Annotated in this window: 21 protein-coding genes and 1 rRNA gene; 6 read left to right on the top strand and 16 right to left on the bottom strand. The window is 63.2% G+C overall.

From position 1 onward, the window contains the following. Window positions 1-15: 15 nt before the first annotated feature. From KUW00_RS19865 to KUW00_RS19850, 4 genes are all read right to left on the bottom strand, one after another. Window positions 16-291, bottom strand: coding sequence for a hypothetical protein (locus KUW00_RS19865; RefSeq protein WP_222569964.1), 276 nt, complete (start codon window positions 289-291; stop codon window positions 16-18). Continuing rightward, window positions 288-1,178 (bottom strand): carbohydrate ABC transporter permease, encoded by an 891-nt coding sequence (locus KUW00_RS19860; RefSeq protein WP_045991260.1) that lies wholly within the window; start codon window positions 1,176-1,178, stop codon window positions 288-290. The genes KUW00_RS19865 and KUW00_RS19860 overlap by 4 nt, the downstream gene beginning before the upstream one ends. A gap of 56 nt (window positions 1,179-1,234) precedes the next feature. Beyond that, window positions 1,235-2,125 carry a carbohydrate ABC transporter permease gene (locus KUW00_RS19855; RefSeq protein ID WP_045991261.1) on the bottom strand — a complete coding sequence of 297 codons (891 nt, stop codon included), beginning with the start codon at window positions 2,123-2,125 and terminating at the stop codon, window positions 1,235-1,237. Between the two features lie 89 nt (window positions 2,126-2,214). Next, a complete protein-coding gene (locus KUW00_RS19850; RefSeq protein ID WP_108450158.1) occupies window positions 2,215-3,564 on the bottom strand; it encodes an ABC transporter substrate-binding protein in 1,350 nt (449 codons plus the stop codon). Window positions 3,565-4,316: 752 nt separating this feature from the next. Between KUW00_RS19850 and KUW00_RS19845 the strand changes: the two genes are divergently transcribed. Beyond that, window positions 4,317-5,624 (top strand): MFS transporter, encoded by a 1,308-nt coding sequence (locus KUW00_RS19845; RefSeq protein ID WP_222569963.1) that lies wholly within the window; start codon window positions 4,317-4,319, stop codon window positions 5,622-5,624. A 147-nt stretch (window positions 5,625-5,771) separates the two neighbouring features. Here KUW00_RS19845 and KUW00_RS19840 read toward each other — a convergent pair whose 3' ends face one another. From KUW00_RS19840 to KUW00_RS19825, 4 genes are all read right to left on the bottom strand, one after another. Then, on the bottom strand, window positions 5,772-6,731 hold the full coding sequence (locus KUW00_RS19840) for a sugar-binding transcriptional regulator (protein WP_222569962.1): 960 nt from the start codon (window positions 6,729-6,731) through the stop codon (window positions 5,772-5,774). Between the two features lie 68 nt (window positions 6,732-6,799). After that, the gene (locus KUW00_RS19835) at window positions 6,800-8,155 is read right to left on the bottom strand and encodes a sensor histidine kinase (RefSeq protein WP_222569961.1); all 1,356 of its coding nucleotides are present in this window, start codon (window positions 8,153-8,155) and stop codon (window positions 6,800-6,802) included. Then, entirely contained in the window at window positions 8,152-8,829 is a 678-nt protein-coding gene (locus KUW00_RS19830; protein ID WP_045994628.1) for a response regulator transcription factor, read from the bottom strand. Before KUW00_RS19830 ends, KUW00_RS19835 begins: the two co-directional genes overlap by 4 nt. Window positions 8,830-8,877: 48 nt before the next feature. After that, complete coding sequence (locus KUW00_RS19825; protein ID WP_261392284.1) at window positions 8,878-9,267, bottom strand: PepSY domain-containing protein; 390 nt, start codon at window positions 9,265-9,267, stop codon at window positions 8,878-8,880. A 167-nt stretch (window positions 9,268-9,434) separates the two neighbouring features. On the opposite strand from KUW00_RS19825, the gene KUW00_RS19820 reads away from it, so the two are divergent. Together KUW00_RS19820 and KUW00_RS19815 are read left to right on the top strand one after the other, a co-directional pair. Continuing rightward, the gene (locus KUW00_RS19820) at window positions 9,435-9,914 is read left to right on the top strand and encodes a PepSY domain-containing protein (protein ID WP_222569960.1); all 480 of its coding nucleotides are present in this window, start codon (window positions 9,435-9,437) and stop codon (window positions 9,912-9,914) included. Beyond that, entirely contained in the window at window positions 9,904-10,257 is a 354-nt protein-coding gene (locus KUW00_RS19815; protein ID WP_045994631.1) for a hypothetical protein, read from the top strand. The genes KUW00_RS19820 and KUW00_RS19815 overlap by 11 nt, the downstream gene beginning before the upstream one ends. 34 nt (window positions 10,258-10,291) lie before the next feature. On the opposite strand, the gene KUW00_RS19810 is transcribed toward KUW00_RS19815, so the two are convergent. Together KUW00_RS19810 and pobA are read right to left on the bottom strand one after the other, a co-directional pair. Continuing rightward, window positions 10,292-11,137 carry an ion transporter gene (locus KUW00_RS19810; RefSeq protein ID WP_249743082.1) on the bottom strand — a complete coding sequence of 282 codons (846 nt, stop codon included), beginning with the start codon at window positions 11,135-11,137 and terminating at the stop codon, window positions 10,292-10,294. A 221-nt stretch (window positions 11,138-11,358) separates the two neighbouring features. Next, window positions 11,359-12,582 (bottom strand): 4-hydroxybenzoate 3-monooxygenase, encoded by a 1,224-nt coding sequence (pobA, locus tag KUW00_RS19805; protein ID WP_222569959.1) that lies wholly within the window; start codon window positions 12,580-12,582, stop codon window positions 11,359-11,361. A gap of 172 nt (window positions 12,583-12,754) precedes the next feature. On the opposite strand from pobA, the gene KUW00_RS19800 reads away from it, so the two are divergent. Continuing rightward, window positions 12,755-13,687, top strand: a complete 933-nt coding sequence (locus KUW00_RS19800; protein ID WP_108450166.1) for a helix-turn-helix domain-containing protein — start codon at window positions 12,755-12,757, stop codon at window positions 13,685-13,687. 155 nt (window positions 13,688-13,842) lie between these two features. Here the strand turns inward: KUW00_RS19800 and KUW00_RS19795 are convergent, their stop codons facing one another. The 5 genes from KUW00_RS19795 to KUW00_RS19775 form a co-directional block, all read right to left on the bottom strand. Next, on the bottom strand, window positions 13,843-15,882 hold the full coding sequence (locus KUW00_RS19795) for a CocE/NonD family hydrolase (RefSeq protein ID WP_222569958.1): 2,040 nt from the start codon (window positions 15,880-15,882) through the stop codon (window positions 13,843-13,845). 138 nt (window positions 15,883-16,020) lie between these two features. Beyond that, window positions 16,021-17,322, bottom strand: a complete 1,302-nt coding sequence (locus tag KUW00_RS19790) for an acetyl-CoA carboxylase biotin carboxylase subunit family protein (protein ID WP_157033171.1) — start codon at window positions 17,320-17,322, stop codon at window positions 16,021-16,023. Window positions 17,323-17,515: 193 nt separating this feature from the next. After that, complete coding sequence (locus KUW00_RS19785; RefSeq protein WP_045995307.1) at window positions 17,516-18,805, bottom strand: TRAP transporter large permease; 1,290 nt, start codon at window positions 18,803-18,805, stop codon at window positions 17,516-17,518. Beyond that, complete coding sequence (locus tag KUW00_RS19780; RefSeq protein ID WP_045995308.1) at window positions 18,795-19,322, bottom strand: TRAP transporter small permease; 528 nt, start codon at window positions 19,320-19,322, stop codon at window positions 18,795-18,797. Before KUW00_RS19780 ends, KUW00_RS19785 begins: the two co-directional genes overlap by 11 nt. Window positions 19,323-19,326: 4 nt before the next feature. After that, complete coding sequence (locus KUW00_RS19775) at window positions 19,327-20,352, bottom strand: TRAP transporter substrate-binding protein (protein ID WP_222516119.1); 1,026 nt, start codon at window positions 20,350-20,352, stop codon at window positions 19,327-19,329. Window positions 20,353-20,673: 321 nt separating this feature from the next. On the opposite strand from KUW00_RS19775, the gene KUW00_RS19770 reads away from it, so the two are divergent. Beyond that, entirely contained in the window at window positions 20,674-22,743 is a 2,070-nt protein-coding gene (locus KUW00_RS19770) for a TonB-dependent receptor family protein (RefSeq protein WP_222569957.1), read from the top strand. 169 nt (window positions 22,744-22,912) lie between these two features. Further along, the gene (locus KUW00_RS19765; protein ID WP_222569956.1) at window positions 22,913-23,470 is read left to right on the top strand and encodes a HutD family protein; all 558 of its coding nucleotides are present in this window, start codon (window positions 22,913-22,915) and stop codon (window positions 23,468-23,470) included. A gap of 889 nt (window positions 23,471-24,359) precedes the next feature. Here KUW00_RS19765 and rrf read toward each other — a convergent pair. Next, window positions 24,360-24,469: ribosomal RNA gene (gene rrf / locus KUW00_RS19760) — 5S ribosomal RNA — on the bottom strand; the annotation flags it as partial.

The following is a 24,469-nucleotide window of genomic DNA, read 5'->3' as shown; positions in this document are numbered from 1 at the left end:
GTCCTCGAAGTTCTGTCAGGGGCGCCTCGGCGCCGCCTGAAATATCTGTCTGCCGGTGCGTCGTTCACCGCGCCGAAGATCGGTTTTTTCATCGCGCCGAAGCTCGGTCACTTCACCGCGCCAAAGGTCAGGCCACGGACCATTTGTTTCTGGGCTTGTGAAGAGCGCCAGCCGAAGCTTCTCGTCGATCAGTTCGCTCACTTCACCGCGCCGAAGGTCAGACCACGGACCATTTGTTTCTGGGCTTGTGAAGAGCGCCAGCCGAAGCTTCTCGTCGATCAGTTCGCTCACTTCACCGCGCCAAAGGTCAGGCCACGGACCATCTGCTTTTGAGTCAACCACCCAAAAATCAGGATCGGCGCGATGGCCATGGTCGAGGCCGCCGACAGCTTGGCCCAGAACAGTCCCTCGGGGCTGGAGAAGGAAGCGATGTAAGCGGTCAACGGCGCCGCCTGAGAGGTGGTCAGGTTCAGGCTCCAGAAGGCCTCGTTCCAGCTCAGGATCACCGACAGCAATCCGGTGGAAGCGATCCCCGGCAGGGTCAGCGGCAGCAGCAGATACCACACCTCCTGGAAGGTGCTGGCACCGTCCATGCGGCCCGCTTCCAGAATCTCCCTGGGCAGGTCCTTGAAGAAGGTGTAAAGCATCCACACCACGATCGGCAGGTTCATCAAGGTGTAGACGATGGTCAGGCCGATTCGGGTATCGAGCAGGCCGAAGTCGCGAAACAGCAGATAGATCGGTACCAGCACACCCACCGAGGGCAGCATCTTGGTGGACAGCATCCACAGCAGGGTGCCCTTGGTGCGTTTGGTCGGCAAAAAGGCCATGGCATAGGCCGAGGGCACCGCGATCAACAGCGCCAGCAGGGTCGAACCAAAGGAAACGACAACACTGTTCCAGGCGAACTTGAGATAGTCGGCCCGCTCCTGTACCTCGACATAGCTTTCCAGCGTCGGGGTGAAGATCAGGCTGGGATCGGCGATGGCCTCGGCTTCGGTCTTGAAGCCGGTGACGATCATCCAGAAGATCGGAAAGAAGATGATCAGGGCCACGCCCCAGCCCAGCAGGGTGATGCCGAACTTGCGCCTGCGCTGGGCGCGCAGGGCCGAGGCACCTCGCCCGGCGTCGGCGACCGGCGCCTTGACGCTGTCGCCGGTGGTAGTGGTGGTGGTCATGTGGTGCACCTCGTCAGCTTGTTGTTGGTCGATGGGTCGTCAGCGGCCGCAAGGCGCTACTGCTCGAGGTTCTTGGCCACCATGCGCACCAGGAAGATGGCGACGATGTTGGCCAGGATGATGGCGATGACGCCGCCGGCGGAGGCGGTGCCCACGTCGAAGTCGAGCAGCGCGCGGATGTAGATCAGGTAGGCCAGGTTGGTGGTGGCCAGCCCCGGTCCGCCCGAGGTGGTGACGAAGATTTCGGCAAAGATCGTCAGCAGGAAGATCATCTCGATCATCACCACCACGCTGATGGCACGCTTCAGGTGCGGCAGGGTGATGTAGAAGAAGATCGCCACCGGGCCCGCACCATCCATGCGCGCAGCCTCGACCTGGTCGTCGTCCAGCGACTGCATCGCGGTCAGCAGGATCAGCAGCGCAAAGGGCAGCCACTGCCAGGACACGATGATGATGATCGAGGTCAGCGGCAGGCTCGAGAACCAGTCCACCGCCGGCAGCCCCAGGCTCTCGGCGAGCCAGGCGAATACGCCGTTGGCCGGGTGCATCATCATGTTCTTCCACACCAGGGCGCTGACCGTTGGCATCACGAAGAACGGCGAGATCGCCAGCACTCGGGCAACGCCGCGCCCCATGAAGTCCTGCTGGAACAGCACCGCCAGCAGGGTGCCACCGACCACGGTGATGGCCAGTACCCAGCCCACCAGCAGCAGGGTGGTGCCCATCGCCGACCACAGCGCCGGGTCGGTCAGCAGGTATTCGTAGTTCTCGAAACCGGCAAAGCCGGTCATGCTCGGCATCAACAGGTTGTAGCGCTGAAACGAGAACCAGACGGTCATCGCCAGCGGCACGATCATCCACAGCAGCAGCAGAGTAACGGCCGGCGCCTGCAGCGAGAGGGTGCGAAGCCCTCCGACGGTGCGCCCGGAAGTACGGTTCTTGTTCATGGGAGATCACGCTTGGTCAGGCCTGCGGGGTAAGTCCGCAGGCGATCGGAGCCAGGGGCCGGCCATGAAGGCCGGCCCGCGAACGAGCTTCAGTCGGTGTAGCCGGCGCGCTTCATGGTGCGCTCGGTGGCCCGCTGGGCGGCGGACAACGCCTGCTCGACGCTGGTCTCGCCGGTCAGGGCCGAGGCCACCATCTGGCCGACCTGGGTGCCGATGGCCTGGAACTCGGGGATGCCGACGAACTGGACGCCCACGTAGGGGTTCGGCTCGAGGCTCGAGTCGAGCGGGTCGGCCTTGCTGATGGCGTCGACCACGAAGCTGGCGAAGGGCGCGGCCTCGATGTACTCGGCGTTGTCGTAGGTGGACTGGCGGGTGCCGGGGGGCACGCTGGTCCAGCCTTCACGCTCGCCGACCAGCGCCACGTACTCCGGGGAGGTGGCCCAGGTCACGAACTGACGAGCCGCATCCTTGGCGTCCGAAGAAGCGGGGATGGCCAGCGCCCAGGCCCACAGCCAGTGAGAGCCCTTGGGGGTCTCGGCCACCGGCGCCGGGGCGAAGCCCAGTTGGTCGGCGACCTGGGACTCGTCGGCATCGAACAGCTTGCCCGCCGCCGAGGTGGCGTCCACCCACATGGCACAGTTGCCGCGCGAGAACAGCGCCAGGTTTTCATTGAAGCCGTTGGAGCTGGCACCGGCCGGACCGTAGTTGTCGAGCAGGTCGACGTAGAAGGCGACCGCCTCCTGCCAGGCCGGGCTGTCGATCTGGGCGTTCCAGTCCATGTCGAACCAGCGGCCACCGAAGGTGTTGGTCAAGGTGGAGACGAAGGCCATGTTCTCGCCCCAGCCCGGCTTGCCACGCAGACAGATGCCGGCCACTTCGCCGTCGTCGTCGTGCAGGGCTTCTGCCCAGTCGCGCACCTGGCTCCAGGTGGGCTGCTCGGGCATCTCGATACCGGCCTCGGCGAACAGATCCTTGCGGTAGTAGAGCATCGAGCTTTCGGCGTAGAACGGCAGCGCGTAGAGGCTGCCTTCGTGGCTCAGGCCATCGCGCACGGGTCCCAGCAGGTCATCGACCTGATAGCTCTCGGGCAGATCATCCAGCGGCTCGAGCCAGCCCCGCTCGGCCCAGATCGGAGCCTCGTAACTGCCGATGGTCATGACGTCGAACTGGCCACCCTGGGTGGCGATATCCGTGGTCATGCGCTGACGCAGCACGTTCTCTTCCAGTACCACCCAGTCGAGGGTGATGTCCGGATGCGCCTTCTCGAACGCTTCGGTCAGGCTCTGCATGATCACCATGTCGTTGTTGTTGACGGTGGCCACGGTGATGGTCTCGGCCTGGGCGGCTGACGCGCCCAGCGACAGCACCAGCGCGCTTGCCGGCACCAGCGGCCTGGACAGCGCCGCGCAAAGAGGACGGAGGGTGTAAGACGGCTTCATGGCGCACTCCTGATCGTTACCCGCTTGGCGGGGATATTGTTGTACCGCCGACGCGAATCCTCGGACTCGTCGTGGTGGTCGGGCCTTGCGTGCATCCGAGCAAGCCAACGCTGCGGATACCTCTCCCAGAAAATGATCAATCAAATCACTTGATGATCAAATGATCGGACACAGCCACACAAAACGCAAAGCCGATAGCTTTAGACTTTAGCGGTACACGGACGCCTTTCAGCCCCTGCCCCGGCAACCACTCATCGACGTAAATCAGCCAAACGTCTGGCCTTCACCGAGCTCGCACAAAACAGCAAATATTAGATATTCAGCCTCTTCATTACCTTGTTGTTTAAAGGCTTTTCATCCTCCCATGGTAGTTTCCCGCCCCTGGCTTCAGCCTGCCCCCTTACCTCGAAAAGCCGTTGTAACAGTCAGTACTTTCTTTAAAATCAAACAATTACTTTAACCTTCTCCTTATTTTCCATATATAGAAATCTTATTCCCTATATGGAATAAAATTGACGCTCTCAGACCCGCCTCCTAGGCTTCGATCGATCGCTGATCCGGCAGTTCGATGCGTCCTTTGCGGCACTTCTGCAGACCCACCGCGCGACCTGTCATTTAGTTCCCTGCCTTCTCGTCCGGTGCCCCGGGGCCCTTGCGTGAAGCGCCGGCCAGGGCCTCGCCGAGCATGCCTGCAGGCCCCGCGCCACCACGCATGCCACGCCAATCGATCCTGGATCGAGGGAGCCACAACAATGACAGACCACGCTGCTCTGCCTCCGGCCATCGCCAACAAGTCCAATCGCAAGCGCTACTTCCAGTTCAGTCTGATGCTGCTGGCGGCCGGGTCCATCTACCCCCTGCTCTACCTGCGCCAGAATTTCGAAACACCGATCCTCGAGGTCTTCGACATCACCTCGAGTGAACTCGGTAACTTCTATTCCATGCTGGGTGTCGTGTTCTTCCTGTGCTACCTGCCCAGCGGCTGGCTCGCCGACAAGTTCTCGCCCCGCCTGCTGGTGACGGTCTCCATGGCCGGCACCGGGCTGCTCGGACTACTGTTCGCGACCATCCCTTCCGGCGTCATGCTGACGATGGTCTTTCTCGGCTGGGGACTGACCTCGGGGCTGACCTTCTGGTCGGCGATGCTGAAGGGGGTGAAGATGCTGGCCAAGAAAGACGAGCAGGGCCGCTTCTTCGGTATCCTCGATGGCGGGCGCGGACTGATCGAGGCGATCCTGGCGACCATTGCGATCAGCCTGTTCGCCTACTACCTCAACGACCAGCAGGACAACACCACCGAGGCGCTCAAGGTGGTGGTCTACATGTATTCGTTCACCTGTCTGGTGATCGCCGCCTTGACCTTCATCTTCTTCACTCGCCATGACGGCTCCGAGATACGCGCCAAGAAGATCAAGACCAGCGGCAATGTACTCGCCGACCTCAAGCATCTGGCGTCGATTCCGGCGCTGTGGCTGGTTGCCCTTATCATCCTGTGCGGCTACCAGCTGTTCTGGGCGACCTATTCCTTCTCGGCCTATGTCCAGGAGGGATATGGCGTCACCGCCGTCGCCGCCGGCGCCATCACCGTGGCCAAGCTGTGGATGCGCCCTATCGGCGGCATCACCGCCGGATTTCTCGGTGACTGCTTCGGCAAGACCAATGTGCTGGCACTGCTGTTTTTAGGCGCCACCGCCTTTCTGGCCACCTTGATCCTGATGCCGACCTCGGTGGGCACGGTGGCCTTGCTGGCGGTGGTGCTGATGATCGGTGTGCTCACCTATGCGTTGCGCGGACTGTACTGGGCGATACTCGACGACTGCGATATTTCCATGGAGGTGGCGGGACTGGCCATCGGCGTAATCTCGCTGCTCGCCTACACCCCGGACATCTTCTTGCCGCAGATCTACGGCTTCCTGTCGGCACGCTTCGAGGCGGTCACCGCCTACCAGCTGTACTTCGGCTACATCGCCTGCATGGGCATCGTCGGGATGCTGGCATCGCTCAAGCTCAAGGCGATCACCGCGCGCAAGGAGCAGCAGTTGCAGCACCAGCAGGCGTGAAGGCATGAAGGCAAGCAGGCCAGATCCACACGAAGTGACGAAGAAGCGCGTCAGACAACACCCTCGCGCCCCGGCGAGCCGCCGGGGCGCGAGGGTGTCAGGAAGGGGGCCAGGCAAAGGCGCTCGACGATACAGCAGCCGTGCTGCCTAGATTTGCGAGGAAAGGCGCTCGACGATATAGCGCGCCGCCTGATCGTCGGTGATCAGACTGGTCAGCCAGCCGCCGCGCAGCGCGGCCAGGATGGCCGGCCCCTTGTCGCGGCCACCGGCCACCGCCACCATCGCCTGACGCTTCAGCGTGGTCAGCGGCAGGCTGGTCACTCGCTGACTGGTGGAGCAGTCGATCAACCGGCCATCGGCATCCATCGGCCAGCCCACCAGCTCTCCCACGGCGTCCAGCGCCAGCAGCTCGTCGAGTTCCGACTCGCTGATGAAATGATCCTGAAACAGCGTCGCCTGGCGATCGATCCGCCCTACCCCGACGAAGGCCGCGCTGGCCTGCTCGGCCACCTCGCCGATGGCGCGGAACAGCGGCTGTGCCGCCAGCGCCCGCTTCTCCTCGACCGAACTGGCGACCACCGGCGTCGGCAGCAGGTAGCGCTCGCCACCGGTCTTGTCCGCCGCCACCATGACCCCGTCGTAGCGGTTGGACGAGCCGTCCCTGGCCACGTTACCGACCAGCGAGACGAAGCGATGACGTGGACGGTCGATCCGGCTCAGGGCCTCCACGGTCGCTCGAATCGAGCGGCCGGAGCCCAGCGACAGGGTCTGCGGCTCGCTGCGCTCGATGATGCGTGACAGACGCTCGGCGCCGGCCACCGCCAGGTAGGGGGTACTGTCCTCGGAGGTGGCGGACGCAGGCACCACGTCGCAGTAGTCCAGTTCGAAGCGTTCACGGATGGCCTGGGACAGTGCGGTGCAGTGGGCCACGGGGTGGTCGATATGGACCTTGACCAGGCCTTCCTGCCTGGCCAGCGCCAGCAGTCGCTGCACGCCCGGCCGGGAGACCCCAAGCTGTGCGGCGATCTCATCCTGCGTCTGTCCACCCACATAGGAAAGCCAGGCGGCTCGTGCGGCCTGGTCCAGCTTGACCTCGAACTTGTCCACGCATCGTCTCTCTGGCTGATCGTACAGCCTGTATCATCGCAAGCCAGGGACACCGGCACAACGCAGGCTTACTCGGCCGGCGCCTTTTCCAGCAAGCCGCCGGGCAGCGTGACGCTTACCCTCAGTCCACCGAGCGCCGCGCGATCCAGGGTCATCGTGCCGCCGTACAGTGACACCAGTTCCTCGACGATGGAAAGCCCCAGCCCACTGCCGGGGCGGCGCTCATCCAGACGCACGCCGCGCTTGAGTACCGCCTCACGCTCTTGCGCGCTCATGCCCGGACCGTCATCTTCCAGACGCAGGCGCACGCTGTCGCCTTCGAGCCAGAGATCGAGCTCGACCCGGGTGCGCGCCCAGTCGATGGCATTCTCCAGCAGGTTGCCGGTCAGCTCCTGCAGATCGTTGGGATCGATGCGCAGCGCCAGCCCATCCGCCACGCGGGTCTCGAGACGGATACCGCGACGCCTGGCCAGCCGAGACAGGCCGTCCAGCACCGGCGCCAGCACCCTGGCCAGACGTACCCTGGCGGCCAGGGCGGCGCTGCCGACGGCGCTGGCACGGGCCAGGTGGTGGCGCACGGCAGCATCGATACGTCCTAGCTCCTGGCGCATCCTGGCTCGCTCGGTCTCGGGAAGGCGTTCCGCCTGGGTCATCAACACGCTGACCGGCGTCTTGAGCGCGTGGGCCAGATTGCCGGCGGTGGCGCGGCCGCGCTCGATCAACCGCCGGTCATGGTCGAGCACCTCGTTCATGGTCACCGCCAGTTCCGCGAGCTCGGTCGGCAGCCGGGTATCGAGGCGCTCCCGCTGGCCGCCCTTGACCGCCGCCAGATCCGCGTGAAGCGACCTCAAGGGCGCCAGCCCCCAGCGGATCTGCAGCGCCAGACCGCTCAGCAACAGCACGCCGAGCCCAAGCAGCGACAGCCATAGCAGCCGTTCGAAGCGTGCCACCTCGGCATCGAGCTCCTGACGGCTGACCGCCAGGCTGACGTGAACGGGGTGGGGATGTCCCGACAGCCTGAGGGAACGCTCGACCAGCCTCAGCCGCTGCCCACGAGGCCCTTCGATGGTGCGCCAGACGGTGTCCGGAGAGGCGGTGATCGGCAGGCGCTGATCCCATAGCGAACGCGAGCCTCGGGAAAGGCGCTCGCCGTCGCTGATCTGCCAGTACCAACCGGAGAACACCTGATCGAAGCGCGCATCGCCGAGACTGTCGTTGACCACCAGGGCACCGCTCTGGGGGTCTCGATCCAGGGCCGCCAGCAGCACCCGGTGCATCGACGACAGGCGTTCGTCGAACGAGGCCGAGGCGGATTCGCGAAAGCTGTAGGACAGCCCACCGCCGACCAGCGGCAGGATCACCAGCACCAGCACCAGCGACGCCAGCAGCAGCCGCCGGGTCAGCGAACCGCGCGGCGGCGTCACGGCGCATCCTCTCCCGCCGGGGTCACCAGGCGATAGCCCTCGCCGCGTCGTGTCTCGATCCGCTCGCTGCCGAGCTTGCGCCGCAGGCGACTGATCTGGACGTCGATCACGTTGGAATCGGGTTCATGGTCACGGTCGTAGACGTGCTCGGCCAGCTCGGCGCGACTGACCACCCGCTCGCGGGCATGCATCAGGTAGGACAACAACCGTGACTCCTGAGCCGTCAGCGCCACCGGCCTGCCGGCCAGCGTCACGGCCCCCGTGTGGGTGTCGAAGCTGAGCGCCCCGGCGCTGAGCACCGGGTGGGCGTGGCCGTGGCTGCGGCGCACCAGGGCCCGCAGCCGAAACATGACTTCGGCGGTCTCGAAGGGTTTGGTGACGTAGTCATCGGCCCCGGCAGAAAAGCCCGCAGCCTTGTCGGACCAGCGCTCTCGCGCGGTCAGCACCAGTACCGGCAGGTCGATGTCGTCGTCGCGCCACTGGGCCAGCCAGCGCGTGCCATCGCCATCCGGCAGTCCCAGGTCGAGCACGACTGCGTCGTAGCGCTCGGTGCGCAGCAGAAAATCCGCCTCGCCTCCGGTCGCCGCGACTTCCACCAGCAGCCCGCCTTCCTCGAGGGAGGCCGCGAGCGCTTCGCTCAGCGCCTGGTCATCCTCGACCAACAGAATCTTCATGCCGCGCCTCCTCCGGCGTCATCCCTGTATTGCGGTGATCCCCGCGGGCTAGTCGGCATCGCGCGGCGCGGGGCGCTGCATGGCATCGATGCCGACCCCTTCGATGCTCAACAGCTCACCACTGCCTGCGTCAAACTCGAACTCCACGACCTGTCCCTGGGCGCCGACCAGTTCGATCTCGTAGAGGATTCTGCCGTCGTCACGTTCGAGCTCCACTTCGAGCACCTGCCCGTCGTAGCGCTCATCGAGCCAGTCCAGCAGCGTCGGCAACGCCACCAGCCGGCCCTCACGCACCTCCTGGTGCAAGTCACGCCAGTCGTCCTCCGCGCGGGCAAAACCGATTCCCAGCGACTCGCTCGCCAGTGCCGCGAGGCTGACGTCGTCACTCGGGCGCGGGGCCTGGGCCAGGCTCGCGGCCATCACGGACGTGCATAGCAAGAAAAGTGTCTTGGAGGTCATGAGGCGAAGTCTGACCCACTGCAGATGAATGAAAGATGAACGATCCCGTCAGGCTGGCGACAGGTCCCCCCTGTCAGGATGGTCCCACTCGCCGAGATCACCAAGCACACGGTGAGCTTACCTCAACAGCGAATGGAGTCCCCAGCATGAACAAGACTGTCACCCTGAGCCTGGCCGCCCTGACCTTGAGCGGTACCCTCACCACCACCGCCATGGCCGACGATGAAGCCGTCAACCGGGAGGAGATCGACCGCCTGCTGGCCAGCACCGGGGAGTACGGCTTCACCCACTACGATGAGCTGGGTATCGACGACGGCGATCGTTTCGAGGCGGAAGGCTGGCGCGACGACGGCTGGCGCCTGGACGTCGACATGGACCTGCGTGACGGCAGCCTGCTGGGCGAACAGCGGCGCCAGAGCGAGATCCCGACCTGGAGCCTCAGCGGCGACGATGTCGGCAAGGCGCTGGACGCCGCCCAGTCGGCCGGCCTGGAACTGTTCAGCTCGCTGGATGTCGACCGTACAGGTGATATCGAGATCGAAGGCTACGACGCCCAGCACCAGGAGCTCGAGGTCCGCCTCGATCGCCATACCTTTGACGTGACCGGAGTCCAGCATGACGACTGATCATTCCTTCAGCACCGACGACTACCAGCACAACGCCGCCTGGAGGGCGGCGTCCCGTTGGCAGCAACGCGCTCGCCAGGCACGCCCCACCCGCCGGATGGGTGGCTTCAAGCTGGCTCTCGCCACCCTGGTCGGCGCCGTCACCCTGGTGCTGGCCACCATGATGGCCCTGGTGCTGAGCCTGGTGGGACTGGCGCTGATGCCGCTGGTGCGTCACCGCATGAAGAAGCGCATGGAGGCCTACCGCGCCGATCATGCCGACGACATCACGCCGGGGGCGACCACCCGAGCCCCCGGTCAGGACGATGCCCGCGTGTGGGAAGGCCAGTATGAGGTCAAGTGAAGCACCCGGGAGGCGATGCAGCGGCGAGTGTGCGTCACTCGCGCGGATCGCCTCCCGGCAGCCGTTCGGGACCGGGCTCGGGCACCTGATCAGACCCGCCTGCCCGGTCTTCACGGGCAACCTGTCCGCTTGACGGGGCGTCGCTGCTCCCATCGAGTGCCCCCCTCAGGGCCACCACCTCGGCCTTGAGTTCTCGCACCTCGCGGTGCAACTCTCGCAGCATGTCTCGATTGACCCGATGCAGCCGTTCGGACTCGTCCTCCTGATCATCGATGAACAGTGAACCGACGTAGGCCGCGAAGCTACCGAACAGACCCACACCGGCCACCATCAACAGCGCCGCCACCACCCGTCCCAGCGACGTCACCGGATAGTAATCGCCGTACCCCACCGTGGTGACGGTGACGAAGGCCCACCACAGCGCCTCTTCGGCGGTATCGATGGCGCTTTCCGGGTTGGGGCCTTCCACCACCAGGATCACCACCGAGCCGAAGATCAACAGCAGTACCGTGGCCGAGGCCACCGAGGCGAAGATGCCCTTGGCCTTGTTGCGAAACAGCAGGTTCCAGATCAGGTGTACCGACTTGATCGCGCGCAGCATGCGGATGATCTGCACTACGCGCACCAGACGGCCAGCCATCAAGAAGCTCACCGGGATACTCGCCAGCAGATCGATCCAGCCCCAGCGCATAAAGCGCCACTTGCTCTCCGCACGGTGAAAACGGATGCAGAAGTCGGCAAAGAAGAAGCCGCAGACCACCAGGTCCAGCTTGAAAATCAGGTCATCGACCTCCGGCGGCAGGTCATTCAGCTCCTGCACCGCCATGGCACCAAGCACGTAAAAGGAGAGGATCAGAATCAGGATCTGAAATGGGGTCAAGCTCTCTTGTTTCATGGGGTTCGACATCGACCGGGAAGCAGAATCACGACCTTACGCGATGCACCGGAAGCTGCCTAGCGGCAGGACACGCCCCGAGCCCTCACCAGGTCAACGTCGACCCCATTGCACCTTTCCCTGTCGATGCCCCGATGTCGGTATTGCCCCTGACCGAGAGCCGCTTTTCCCTCGCAGGTCCCTCGCCGGCAGATACCTCTATGACGCTACTCCAGGGGTTCGTAGGGCAGCCCCACGTAGTTTTCGGCGATGGTGGTCAGGCCCGCTGTCGAGCCGGTCAGATAATCGAGCTCCGCCAACTGCATGCGCGCCTCGAAGTCTTCCTCGTCGCTGAAACGATGCAGCATCGACGTCATCCACCAGGAGAAGCGCTCGGCCTTCCAGATACGCTTGAGGCACACCTCGGAGTAGCGCGGGATCAGATCGCTGCGCCCTTCGTTAAACACCTTCACCAGCAGGCGATACAGGGTGTTGACGTCACTCGCCGCCAGGTTCAGCCCCTTGGCACCGGTGGGCGGCACGATATGGGCGGCGTCCCCCACCAGAAACAGGCGACCGTACTGCATCGGCTCGACCACGAAGCTGCGCAGCGGTGCGATGCTCTTTTCGATCGAAGGTCCCGTCACCAGAGTCTCGGCCACGTCATCCGGCAGGCGCCGTTTCAGTTCGTCCCAGAAACGATCATCGGACCAGTCCTCGACCTTCTCATCGAGGCCCACCTGCACGTAGTAGCGGCTGCGATTCTCCGACCGCATGCTGCACAGGGCGAAGCCCCGCTCGTGGCGTGCGTAGATCAGCTCATCGGTCACCGGTGGCGTGTCGGACAACAGCCCCAACCAGCCAAACGGATAGACCCGCTCGAAGGTCTTCAGACGCTCCTGCGGGATCGATTGGCGTGACACGCCGTGGTATCCATCGCACCCCGCCACATAGGCACAGCGCAGACGGTACCCTTTGCCTTCATGCTGAAAGGTGAGGAAGGGCGACTCGCTATCCAGATCATGGGGGGTGACGTCGCTGGCCTCGTAGTAGCTGATACCGCCTTCTCGCTCGCGTGCTTCCATCAGGTCCCGGGTGACTTCGGTCTGGCCGTACACCATCACCTGCTTGCCATCGGTGTGCCCCGCAAGGTCGACGCGTACCCGGCGGTTGTCGAAGGCAAGCTCAAAGCCGTGGTGGGGCAGGCCCTCGGCATCCATGCGTTGGCTGACGCCGGCTTCACGCAGCAGGTCGACCATGCCCTGCTCGAGCACCCCGGCACGAATACGTCCCAGCACATAGTCGCCGCTCTTGCGTTCGACGATCACATTGCCGATCCCGGCCCGGCTGAGCAGTTGCCCCAGCAGCAGTCCGGAGGGCCCGGCCCCGATGATGGCGACCTGGGTCGTGAGTTCACTATCGATACGCTCGGGGGAAGATGTTGTCGTCATGGTGGCTACCTCGTCAGCGGAACGTTATGGTTATGCCTTGTATTTTTCGCTTAAACACCACCCCAGATAAGGCATATTCCTCGCCACAAACTGGACTTTTCGCGGAATCTACCCTGACATTTGTCGTAGTCACGCTCAATCACCTCCCCGGCAACCGCCAGGAGCGCAGACCATGAACCCCGAGACCCCGTCCACCACGATATCGTCAGCGGTTCCCACCTTTACCCTTTACGGGGAAACCGGTAGCTGGCCGACCCCCGACCTGCTGCACTGCGAGTCCATCGCCGAACGCAGTCGGCTTCACGATTGGCGCATCCATCCCCACCGCCACGTCGACCTGACTCACCTGCTGCTGCTGTACGCGGGCGAGGTCGAACTGCAACTGGAAGACAGCCGACAACGGCGGGCCGCCCCGCTGCTGATCCTGGTGCCTGCGCTCACCATTCACGGGTTTGCCTTCGCTCCGAACATCCAGGGCCACATCCTGACCCTGGCGGCACCGCTGGTCAGCCACCTCGAGCAGGTACTGCCGGACGCCAGCAGGGTCTGGCGCAGCGCGGGAGTCACTGCACTAGCCGACGCCAGACACCGACTGCAGGCATTGGTGGAACATATCGACGGGGAATACCGACGGCCGGCGCGGGACCGCGACGTGCTGCTCGACGCCTTGATCCAGGCGCTGACGGTGGAAGCGGCTCGCCTGGCGACGCATCCGGCCACCCGGGCCAGGTCTGCCGTGAGCACCGATCCCGGCCACGGCCACCTGGCCCGCTACCAGACACTGATCGAGCGGCGCTTTCGCCAGCAGCCGAGCATCGAGGAAATGGCGCGCGAGCTGGACATCAGCGCGGCCCACCTCAACGCCCTGTGCCGGCGCCTGGCGGACCAAAGCGCCCTGGCGGTGCTGCACCAGCGTCTACTGCTCGAAGCCAAGCGCGAGTTGACCTATACCAACCTGACCATCGCCCAGATCGCCGATGGCCTGGGATTTTCCGAGCCCGCCTATTTCACCCGCTTCTTCAAGCGGCTCAGCGGAGTGGCTCCCCGCGACTTCCGCCGCCGCCAGTTCCATCGTCAAGGCGACGGATCGCCAAGCTCGCCCTAGGCGCTGTCCGAAAAGTCGACGAGCGAAGGTTAGACAAGGCAAAAATCGGTGAGAAAGCGCAGTTTACGGGGTGTAAATGAGCATTTTGACCGGGCTGGCGCACCTGCCGATTTTTAACGCCGTATTACCGAGCGCAGGCACTTTTCAGACAAGCCCTAGACCAGATCCCGGGGGAAGACCTCATCCCAGCTTCGCGAAAAGATTCGAGTATCGCCCTGCCAGGCGTCCAGGGTGGCACGCACCCGAAAGCTGTCGGCGTCGCTGGTCAGCCGAGTGCGGGTCAGGGTGTGGATCTCCCAGTCCCCCCGGCGGAAGGTACGTTGCCACTCGGTCCAGCCGGTAACACTGTCGTAGTTGCCGTAGGAATAGCTGTAGCGCTCGGTCACCGAGCCGGAGATGTCCAGCGCGATATCGTCCAGCCGGTAGCTGCCCTCGTCGTGGAACACCTCCAGTGTGGTCTGGTCATTGGCCAGATCTCGGATCACCTTCCAGCTTTCCTGGGAAGGCTGCAGCAGCGTCTTGGCCAGCGGTGGCGCCCCTTCCGGCTCCTCGAAGGGGCGCAGAGCCGCTTCTTCCGCCGGCCTGGGGACCCTGGTCGGCAGCACCAGGCGACAGGCACCAGGCCACAGTGTCAGGCGTACCGGCCTTGGCGCAGGCCATACCAGCGGCCAGTAGCTGGTCGAGATCGCCAGCCGGATGGCGTGCCCCGCCGGAAACTGCTGGGCAATATGCTTGAGACACACCGTCACGCGGTAGCGGCGCCCCGGCACCAGAGGCTCCGGGTGTTCGTCGCTGTCACGATGGGTCAGGTTGAGCACCCCATAGGACACCCGTGTCGCCTTGTCGTCCTCGGCGATATCGACAAGACGCAGCGCCACCATCGCCACCGGCTGGTCGGCGGACAGTTCCAGCTGCACCGATGGGGCACCACAGATTTCCAGATCCTGCTCGAGCCGGGGCGTCTGGAAAATCAGGGCGCCGCCGTCCTCGTCACGCTGGTCGTGAGGCAGATCCGGCGGTGCGTTGTAGGAACACCACTTGCCGGCATACAGGCCCACCGACAGCGGCGAGCGGATATCCAGGCTCTCGTCGTCATCGCCGTCCTTCGCGTCGGTGCCGTCCTCGCCACGCAGGTCATGTCCGCTGGTCAGCCGCCAGCTCCGGGACATGATGTGGGGAGAGGGCCAGCTCGGCTCGGCGACCCAGCGACCGGGACGAGCGCTGTAGCGCGCCGATGGCAGCATCGATTGCTGCATCCAGACCCTCAGCATCGGTTCGTCCATGATCCCGGTATCCTGGTCCTTCAGCCAGTGGTCCCACCACCGTAGCCCTTCCTGCAGGAAGCCGATGGCCGGCCCCGGTACCCCGAGGTGGGGGTACTTGTGAGCCCAGGGGCCCACCAGCCCCTTGCGTGGCGAGGTCAAACCGGCCAGCAGCCGGAAGACGGCGTTGCAGTAACCATCCGCCCAGCCGCTGATGGCGTACACCGGCACCTGGATACGGCTGTAGTCCTCGCACACCGAGCCATGTTTCCAGTAGTCATCACGTCGCTGGTGCTGAAGCCAGCGCGAAAGCCAGAGGCCGCTGCCGTCCAGGCGATCGAGCCACATCCTGAACCAGTCGCCACCCACCAGCGCCGGGTCGGGCGGGATGGCATTGCCATCGAACATGGTCGACGCCCAGGAAAGATTGTCGGCCAGCAGGCAGCCACCCATATGGTGGATATCATCGGCGTAGCGGTCATCGGTAAAACAGATGGTGATGACCGCCTTGAGCTGCGGTGGGCGCATGGCGGCGATCTGCAGGCCGTTGAAGCCCCCCCAGGAAATACCGACCATGCCGACACTTCCCGTACACCAGGGCTGGCGTTCCAGCCACTCGAGTACCGCCACCCCGTCGTCCAGTTCCTGCTGCAGGTACTCGTCGGTCAGTACGCCATCGGATTCGCCGGTGCCTCGGATATCGACGCGAACCCCGGCATAGCCATGCCCGGCCCAGTAAGGATGCACCTGAGCGTCTCGCTCCGCGGTCAGGTCACGCTTGCGATAAGGCAGGTACTCGAGGATCGCCGGCACCGGATCATCGTCGGCGTCGACCGGCCGCCAGATACGGGCAGCCAGCCGCGTGCCGTCGGCCAGTGGAATCCAGGTTTCCTGCTCCATCACCTTGCGCGGAAAATCGCTGACCACCCGCATCGTCGCTCCTTGCACTGGCTTCAAGCTCACCCTGTCGAGATCGCCCTGTCCATACCGCGCTGCCGAGATCGCCCTACCCCTGCAACCTGGCCACTCCAGCGCTCTCGGTGACGCTCGGTACAGCGGCGGCGCGCCGACTCAACTATCGATATCGCCGAATGCGAAGATCAGTCGGGCCGCCAGTTGCTGATAGCGACGAAGCAGCGCCTGATAGTCGTCGCCCCCCATCCAAATATAGGCCAATGCAAAGCTGTAACTATCCTGTTCTGGCAGGCTCGACAGACGCTGCCCCTCCTCCACCTGCAGACTGATCACCGTGCCGGGGTAGTCCTGTTCGAGTTGTGCGAGGGTCTGCGCCGACGGAACCCGTTCGACGGTGGCGTCATGGAAAAAAACGCGGTAGAAGAACTTGGCCGCGACCGCGTAGGCGCCCTCCCGGTGGGGCAGTCTCGGACGCTGCCCCAGCGCCAGGTCCACCGTCACCTGCTGATGGCTGAGCCCGTCGACCTTCTCGAACAGGTCGCAATGTGACTGAGAAATGCGTGTGTTGATCTCGAGCAGCCAGATGCGATCCTGGAGTTCGTCCCAGAAAAACTCGACGTTGAACGCGGATTGATCGAAGCCGGTGCGGGTCATGACCAGGCGGGTGGCGTCGATCATCTGCTGCTGAACCCTTTGTGGCAGGGCCGAGGGGTACAGATAGTGGAAGAAGCTCAACACCCCTGGGTAGCGAATCGAGTCGACCACACCATAGACCACGACCTCGCCATCGTGGACGTAGCCTTCCAGCGTGCATTGCCAGCCGCCGATGATTTCCTCGGCCATGCAGTAATGGCCATCGATCGCCGCGATCTCCGGAGGCAGGTTGGCCTGATCCAGCACGCTGTTGAACGGCTCGGCGATGGAACCGATCTCCGCCTTCAGACGGTCAATGGCAAGCGCAAAGTCTTCCGGCGTCTCGATGCGAAAACCGAGCCGTGAGCCCGACGACTTGATCGGCTTGACGAAGAAGGGAAAGGACAGCCCCGCCGCACCGATCTGACCCAACGCCGCCTCGTCGAAGGGGTCGAAGGCGGTGAACCCGGGGATGTACTGCGGCACCACCTCGCGCTGAACGCAACGGCTCCAGTACTTGTGCTCACACTTCAGCAAGCTTTCCAGCGACGTCGATCGGGTACCGAATCGCTTGCACAGGATCGGCAGCATCGTGGATACCGGAAAATCCATATAGCCGATGATCGCGTCTATCGGCCTGCCGAATCGGTCCAGGGTCTGGCCGGCTTCCTCGAGCATCGCGGGAATATCGAATTCTTCGGTGTCATAGACCGCCTCCGGCGCAATAATTCGGTGAAAGCGCCATTCTTCGGCACCCTTCAAGCGCAGCAGACGCTCATGATTGTCATCGTTCAGCCCCACCACAAAAATATTGCGCGCACTCACGTCAAGCCCTCGCGTCATTACGATGGTGTCACGCTGCAAGCTTAGTGAAACGCGCCTCCCACAAAGGCTCATATTGGACTAGAGCGTCATATCAGAAACCTCATCCAACCGACATTAAATGCATCAAAAAAGCCCGCCGTATGGCGGGCTTGGGGTGAGCTGAGCGTAATACTGGCCGCCGCTTCGATGCCGACTACAGCAAAAAGAGGGTGCTCAAGGTCGGGAACAACAGCAACAGAGCCAGGCGCACAAAGTCAGACACGATAAAGGGAGAGACGCCTCGGAAGATCTCCCCCAGTCCCACATGGGGCGCCATGGCCTTGATCACGAAGACGTTCATCCCCACCGGCGGCGTGATCAGCCCCAACTCGACCGTCAGCACCGTGACGATGCCAAACCACACCGGGTCGATACCCAGGCTCTGAATGATCGGGAACACCACCGGCACCGTGATCACCAGCATGGCGATCGAGTCCATGAACATGCCGAGCAGGAAGTACATGGCCAGGATGCACAGCACGACAACGAAGGGCGTCAGCTCCATGGCAAACAGACTGTCGCTGATGGAGAACGAGATCCGTGAGAGTGAAATGAAGTAGCCCAGCGCCTCGGCACCGACCAGCATGAAGAACACCACCGCCGACAGCGCCAGGGTCTCCTGGACCGCAGACCACAGCTCCCGTGCACGCAGCCCCTTGACCAGGGCGTAGATCAGGGTGGCAAAGGCACCGACACTGGCCCCCTCGGTGGGAGTGAAGATTCCCTGATAGATGCCCAGGATCATGACCAGGAAGACCGCGAAGAAGGGCACCAGGCCGCCGAGCGAGGCAAGCTTCTCACCCCAGCCTGTCGCTTCCCCTGCCACCGCCAGATCCGGCTTTACCCGCATGACCACGCTGACGGTCAGGGCGTACAGCACCAGCCCCAGGAGCCCGGGCACCAGACCCGCCATGAACATGTCACCCACCGACTGCTCGGTCAGGATGGCATAGATCAGCAGGGCGATACTGGGCGGAATCATGATGCCGAGGGTGCCGCCCGCAGCCAGCGCCCCGGTGGCCAGGCCGCGATGGTAGCCATATCGTTCCATCTCCGGCAGGGCCACCCGAGTCATGGTGCTGGCGGTGGCCAGAGAAGATCCGGAAATCGCCGAAAAGACACCGCAGGAGCCTACGGCGGCGATCGCCAGGCCGCCCTTCCATCCACCGCAGATCACCCGCGCCGACTGGAACAGCTTGCCGGCCATGCCAGAATGCGCCGCCAGTACGCCCATCAGGATGAACATCGGAATCGCGCTGAAGCTGTAGTTGGACAACACCTCCACCGGCACCGATTTCAACATCGATACCGCCGCGCCGAGATCGATGATCGTGGCAAAACCACCGACACCGACCAGCAGCATCGCCAGAGCTACCGGCACCCGCAGGATCATCAACACCAGCAACAGCAGCAGCCCGAACCCGCCGATCGTCTCAGTCGCCATGGGACACCTCCGCACTCTGGCCGAACAGCGCCCCCAGGAGCGCGTGCAGCAGGCTGCGCAACGCCAGCAGAGCACTGAGCACTGCAGCGACAAGATAGATCGGCCCGAGCGAGATCCTCAGGTCCTGGGTGACCTCGCCGTACTCGACAGCGGCGTGGGCCGCACCCACCAAGCCCGTCGCCAGCACCCCGCCAAGCACCGCAAAGCCCAGCAGATAGACGCCATGCAGGCGCGCTGCGATGGACGCAGGAAGACGGTGGGAAAAGGCCTCGACCACCACCTGGCTCTTCTCCACGCTGGCCGACATGGCCGCCAGCAAGGCAAACAGCATCAGGTAGCTGACCAGTTCGACGCTACCGAAGACTTGAAAGGAGATGGCGCCATCGGTCAGACGCTGCAGGTAGCGTGTCACCACGTCGGCGATGGTCACCGCCAGCATCAGTATCAGACAGCCGCCCGCCACCCAGCGACAGACCAGGGCCAGCCAACGGCTGGCCCCTTCCAGAAAGGGTTGCATGGCGTCACTCCGTCCCGGCGCAGCTTTCACGTGCCGCCAGCGCCGCCTGATAGACGTCATGCGCCTGGCTCAAGCCGCGCTCCTCGAGTCCGCTCAGGTAATCCTCGATGCCCTGCTGGAGCGGCGGCGCCCAGTCGGCGTTGTCGAGGGGCGCATCGACCACCCGAATGGTGTGGCCGGCATCCACCGCTTCCTGCCGCCCCACCTCGTCGATGGCGTGGAACACCTCCCCCGCATTGAGTGCCCACTGCATGCCGGAGTTGGCATCGATGACCGCCTGCTGCTCCGGCGTCAGCCGATCGTAGGCACGCTGGCTCATGGTTGCCACAAAGATCAGCGAATAGAACGGCACCTGGGTGTGGTATTCGACCAGCTCGTTGATACGAAACCCCTTCATGCCTTCCCAGGGAAAGCTCAAGCCATCGAGCACGCCCCGCTGCATGGAGGTATAGATATCCGGGGCAGGCATGCCTACCGGGCTTGCCCCCATGTTTTCGAGGATATCGCCTGCCACCGCGGTCGGGCGACGGATTCGCAGCCCTTCCAGATCAGCCGGTACCTGGACGTCGGTATCCACGGTATGGATGTAACCGGGACCGGTGGTGAACATGAACAACACGCGAGTATCGTCGTACTCTCCCCCCAGGCCGCCATCGTCGTGCAGGGTCTGCAGGATGCATGAACCCTGTATCGCGGAATCGGCCACCCCGGGGAGTTCGACGATCTGCGACAGCGGGAAGCGCCCGGCGGTATAGCCCTGAGCGGTGGCGCCGATATCGGCGATGCCGTTTACGGTCGCCTCATAGATGTCGTCAGCCTTGGCCAGGGTACCGGAAGGGAAGACCTGAACACGCAGATCACCGCCGGAGTCTTCCTCCACCGCCTTGGCCCACTGCTCGAAGATCTGGGTATTGATACCAGAGGCACCAGGCCAGAAGTGGGCCATGCGCAGCGTGGTCGCCGCTTGAACCGAGGCACAGGAAAGGGCCGTCAGGGATGCGGCCATCAGGCACGCGAGGGGGGTCTTCATGGGGATCCTCCGGACTTTATCGTTATCGTCGACGCGCGCTCATTATTGGTCTCTCGCTCGACACCGTTTCCGGCAACTCGACCAGCGGCGCTCGTTCGCATAGTGAACTTCTGTTCGTTTTTTTCAGTTCAAAAGATAAACTACCTGGCCACACAACGAAAAGCGACTTTGGTCTAGCGGAAGGCCTGCACCGACGGGAACCAGGCTCTCTTCCCCAGAGTGGTGCCAAGGAGGCGACTTCTCTAGAATTGTGCTTAAACGATAAAGATGCTCTTTCGAGCCACCACTCCCTTCTCGCCTCGCCGTTCAAGGATGAACCTGATGACCTCTCGCCCGGCCGCCGCACTGCTGCTGCTCCCGCTGACAACGCCCGTCACCGCACAGACTGCCGCAACCGACGACCGCGCCGTCGAGCTGCAGCAACCCGTGTTGACGGTGTCGGCGCCGCGCCTGGAGCGCGAGCTACTCACCACCCCGATGGCTGTCTCGATGGTCGATGAAGACGACATCCATCAAGGTCAGCAGCGGGTCCGTCTCGATGAATCCCTGGTTCGAGTGCCCGGGGTCTTCATCCAGAATCGCGACAACTTCGCCCAGGGTGCTCGTGTCTCCATCAGGGGCTTTGGTGCCCGCGCTCCCTTCGGCGTGCGCGGCATCACCATATTGGTGGACGGTATTCCCTACACCCTCCCCGATGGCCAGGCCCAGCTCGATGCCATCGACCTGGACAACGCAGAACAGATCGAGGTCATCAGGGGACCGGCGGCGGTTCAGTACGGCAATGCCGCCGGTGGCGTCATTTCGGTCACAACGGCGGACGGGCGTGACGAAGGTGACGACTCGACGACGATACGTGCCGGTATCGGTAGCGACGGCTACAACAAGCAATCCCTTTCCACCGGCGGCGAGCACGACGGCTGGGCCTACCACCTGGGTGCCTCGCGACTGGAACTAGCCGGCTATCGGGATCACAGCCGCACCGAGAAGCGTTTGCTGAACGCCAGCCTGTCACGAGAGATGGGCGATCAACGCCGTCTCACCGCCATCATCAACCTGCTCGACAACCCCCGTTCCGAAGATCCTGGTGGCCTGACCCAGGACCAGGTCGATGAAGATCGCCGACAGGCGGGCCGCTTCACCGAGGACTACGACACCGGCCAGGAGGTGGACCAGCAGGTCGTGGGATTGCAGTACGAGGATCTTGGCTTCGGCCCCGGGGAGCTCTACCTCAAGGGATTCACCACCTGGCGAGACTTCGAACAGCAATTGCCCTATCCGGGCGACAGCTTGATCGACTACCGACGCCACCACTTCGGTGGCAGCGCCGAATATCACCAACGCTTCAACCTCGTCGGCATGACGCTGGACAGCATGGTAGGTATCGACGGCGCTCGCCAGGAAGACGACCGCCATCGCCGCGATGTGGCCTTCGATGGCAGCGTGACGGGAGAAGTGGCCGACGAGACCCAGACGGCGACCAGCCTGGGCATCTTCGCCCAGGGCGACCTTGCCCTGAATGAGCACTGGACACTGTCGGCCGGCGGACGCTTCGATCGCATCGACATGGAAATCGACGACGACTACGACAACGATGGCGACCAGAGCGGTGAACGCACCTTCCACGAAACCAATGGAAGCCTGGGAATCAGCTATCGCTTCCATCCCTTGCACCAGGTCTACGCCAACACCTCCACCGCCTTCGAGACACCGACCTTCTCAGAGTTTGCCAATCCCGCAGGTGGTGGCTTCAACCCCGACGTCGAGCCCCAGGAGAGCTGGAGCCGTGAGCTCGGGGTGCGCGGCACCCTGCCCACCGGACTGGATTACGACGTCACCCTGTTCTCGATCGACGTCGACGATGAACTGGTCCCCTACGAGATCGATGGCAGCGATCGCACCTTCTACGAAAACCTTGGCGACACCAGCCGCGACGGGCTCGAAGTCGCGCTAGGATGGCAGCCCTCGGCGCGTCTGGAGCTCAATACCGCCCTGACCCTGGCACGCTACGAGTTCGACCAGGTTTCCGGTAGTGACCTGGACGGCAACCGTCTGCCCGGGCTTCCGGAGACAACCTGGGTCAACCAGCTCACCTGGTACGGGACAGGCAGCCAGGACACCCGTTACTTTGCCACCCTGGAAACCCAGTATGTGGGCGACATGGTCGCGGACAATGCCAACCGGGTAGACGTCGACAGCTACTGGCTGGTCAACCTTCGTGCGGGTGACGGCTGGCGACTGGGCGGCAACCAGATACTGTCGACCTACCTCGGCATCCGCAATCTGTTTGACGAAGACCACTATGCCAATATCCGCATCAATGCCAGCAACGACCGCTATTTCGAACCGGCGCCGGACCGTTCCTTCTATGCAGGCGTAGAACTATCATTTTGATGTAAGCACAACTTTTTCGCCGAACTGTTGTGATTCGGGAGTCAGCGCCGAGCGAGAGTCGCTCTACCCCAGCATCTCTTGAGCCAGATCAAGCACATCGACTTAAACCCTTGAGACGATGAAACGATCCTTGGCAAAAGGAGGCGCAGCACTCGCTGGCCAACCTCCCATGATCATTCGACGCTCATCCGAGACACCCGCGCGCCTCTGGTCCGGAGGCACGACGCGGGAGCTGTTCATCGCTCCCGTTGACAGTGACTATGCCGACCGGAACTTTCAGGTCCGCCTGAGCACCGCCACGGTAGAGTCCGAAGAGTGCCTGTTCACCCCTCTGGCAGGCTACGAACGACACCTCATGGTATTGGAAGGCGAGGCCCACCTTGAGCATCAAGGGCACCGCTCCAGGGACCTCAGGCGCTTCGAAGTCGACACCTTTGACGGCGCCTGGCAAACCCTGAGCCAGGGGCTCTATCGCGACTTCAACCTGATGGTGAGATACGGCAGTCGCGGCTACCTCACACACCAGTTGCTCCGCGAACAGGAAACCCTGCACCTGTCACCGGAACCCGCACTACTTCGAGCCTGGTACCTGATCAGTGGTCGTGTGGAACTCGTCTCCGGCGAGGTACTCGCGGCCGGTGATCTTCTGGTCATCGAACCCGGCGACCGCCTGGGCCTGCGTTCGCTGCAAGCGAGCCAACTGGTCGTCTCCACCATCGCGTTCTAGGGCTTGTCTGAAAAGTGCCTGCGCTCGGTAATACGGCGTTAAAAATCGGATCAACATGCTCATTTACACCCCGTAAACTGCGCTTTCTCACCGATTTTTGCCTTGTCTAACCTTCGCTCGTCGACTTTTCGGACAGCGCCTAGGCACAGAGCCGCGACAGCCGTCTTGCTGAAACTTGCCTGAAACCAGGAAGCCCGCCTCCTCTCGGAAGCGGGCTTCTTCGTGATACATGACTGGTCTGTTCCCGCCAGGGTAGTCGCATGGGGGTGAGTCACCTCGCCTTATTCGGCTGAACTTGTAGAGAGCCCATGCATGCGCTCTTTACAAAAAGAAGGCCCGACTGTCTCTCGACAATCGGGCCTACTTCTTAATAAATGCCTGACGATGACGCTTAGACAACAAGTTCGCTCGCATGGGGGTGAGTCGCCCCAGCGCTCTTTACAAGGGCTGCAGCGAAGCTGCAAGGGGTGACGAACGACGCGAGCCTGCCCTTGAGAAGAGCCAGGCCGAACCGCACCGAGGGGGTTATCGGCGCGGCCCCACATATAAAAAGCGGGGCTGAACTTGTAGAGAGCCCATGCATACGCTCTTTACAAAAAGAAGGCCCGACTATCTCTCGATAATCGGGCCTTCTTTTGAATCGATACCTGACGATGACACTTAGACAGCAAGGTCGCTCGCATGGGGGTGAGTCGCCCCAGCGCTCTTTACAAGGGCTGCAGCGAAGCTGCAAGGGGGGACAAACAACGCGAGCCCGCCCTTGAGAAGAGCCAGGCCGGACCGCACCGAGGGGGTTATCGGCGCGGCCCCACATATAAAGAGGGGGGTCTTCCCATGCATATGAAAAAGCCCGATTATCTCTCGATAACCGGGCTTCTTCTGAATAAATGCCTGACGATGACCTACTCTCGCATGGGGAGACCCCACACTACCATCGGCGCTGAGCGGTTTCACTTCTGAGTTCGGCAAGGGATCAGGTGGTTCCCACTCGCTATGGTC

It is taken from the genome of Halomonas sp. DP5N14-9, from assembly GCF_019802175.1.
Lineage (GTDB): Bacteria > Pseudomonadota > Gammaproteobacteria > Pseudomonadales > Halomonadaceae > Halomonas > Halomonas litopenaei.
Note: the sequence above shows the minus strand (reverse complement) of the source record. Positions and strands in the feature narration are given on the sequence as shown.

What these genes read in the sequence shown, in the direction of transcription:
- KUW00_RS19800 (WP_108450166.1), top strand. Translation starts at nt 12,755, where the DNA reads ATGAACCCCGAGACCCCGTCCACCACGATATCGTCAGCGGTTCCCACC.
- KUW00_RS19765 (WP_222569956.1), top strand. Translation starts at nt 22,913, where the DNA reads ATGATCATTCGACGCTCATCCGAGACACCCGCGCGCCTCTGGTCCGGA.
- KUW00_RS19775 (WP_222516119.1), bottom strand. Translation starts at nt 20,352, where the DNA reads ATGAAGACCCCCCTCGCGTGCCTGATGGCCGCATCCCTGACGGCCCTT.
- KUW00_RS19850 (WP_108450158.1), bottom strand. Translation starts at nt 3,564, where the DNA reads ATGAAGCCGTCTTACACCCTCCGTCCTCTTTGCGCGGCGCTGTCCAGG.
- KUW00_RS19855 (WP_045991261.1), bottom strand. Translation starts at nt 2,125, where the DNA reads ATGAACAAGAACCGTACTTCCGGGCGCACCGTCGGAGGGCTTCGCACC.
- KUW00_RS19795 (WP_222569958.1), bottom strand. Translation starts at nt 15,882, where the DNA reads ATGCGGGTGGTCAGCGATTTTCCGCGCAAGGTGATGGAGCAGGAAACC.
- KUW00_RS19815 (WP_045994631.1), top strand. Translation starts at nt 9,904, where the DNA reads ATGACGACTGATCATTCCTTCAGCACCGACGACTACCAGCACAACGCC.
- KUW00_RS19830 (WP_045994628.1), bottom strand. Translation starts at nt 8,829, where the DNA reads ATGAAGATTCTGTTGGTCGAGGATGACCAGGCGCTGAGCGAAGCGCTC.
- KUW00_RS19820 (WP_222569960.1), top strand. Translation starts at nt 9,435, where the DNA reads ATGAACAAGACTGTCACCCTGAGCCTGGCCGCCCTGACCTTGAGCGGT.
- KUW00_RS19845 (WP_222569963.1), top strand. Translation starts at nt 4,317, where the DNA reads ATGACAGACCACGCTGCTCTGCCTCCGGCCATCGCCAACAAGTCCAAT.
- KUW00_RS19780 (WP_045995308.1), bottom strand. Translation starts at nt 19,322, where the DNA reads ATGCAACCCTTTCTGGAAGGGGCCAGCCGTTGGCTGGCCCTGGTCTGT.
- pobA (WP_222569959.1), bottom strand. Translation starts at nt 12,582, where the DNA reads ATGACGACAACATCTTCCCCCGAGCGTATCGATAGTGAACTCACGACC.
- KUW00_RS19770 (WP_222569957.1), top strand. Translation starts at nt 20,674, where the DNA reads ATGACCTCTCGCCCGGCCGCCGCACTGCTGCTGCTCCCGCTGACAACG.
- KUW00_RS19785 (WP_045995307.1), bottom strand. Translation starts at nt 18,805, where the DNA reads ATGGCGACTGAGACGATCGGCGGGTTCGGGCTGCTGCTGTTGCTGGTG.
- KUW00_RS19860 (WP_045991260.1), bottom strand. Translation starts at nt 1,178, where the DNA reads ATGACCACCACCACTACCACCGGCGACAGCGTCAAGGCGCCGGTCGCC.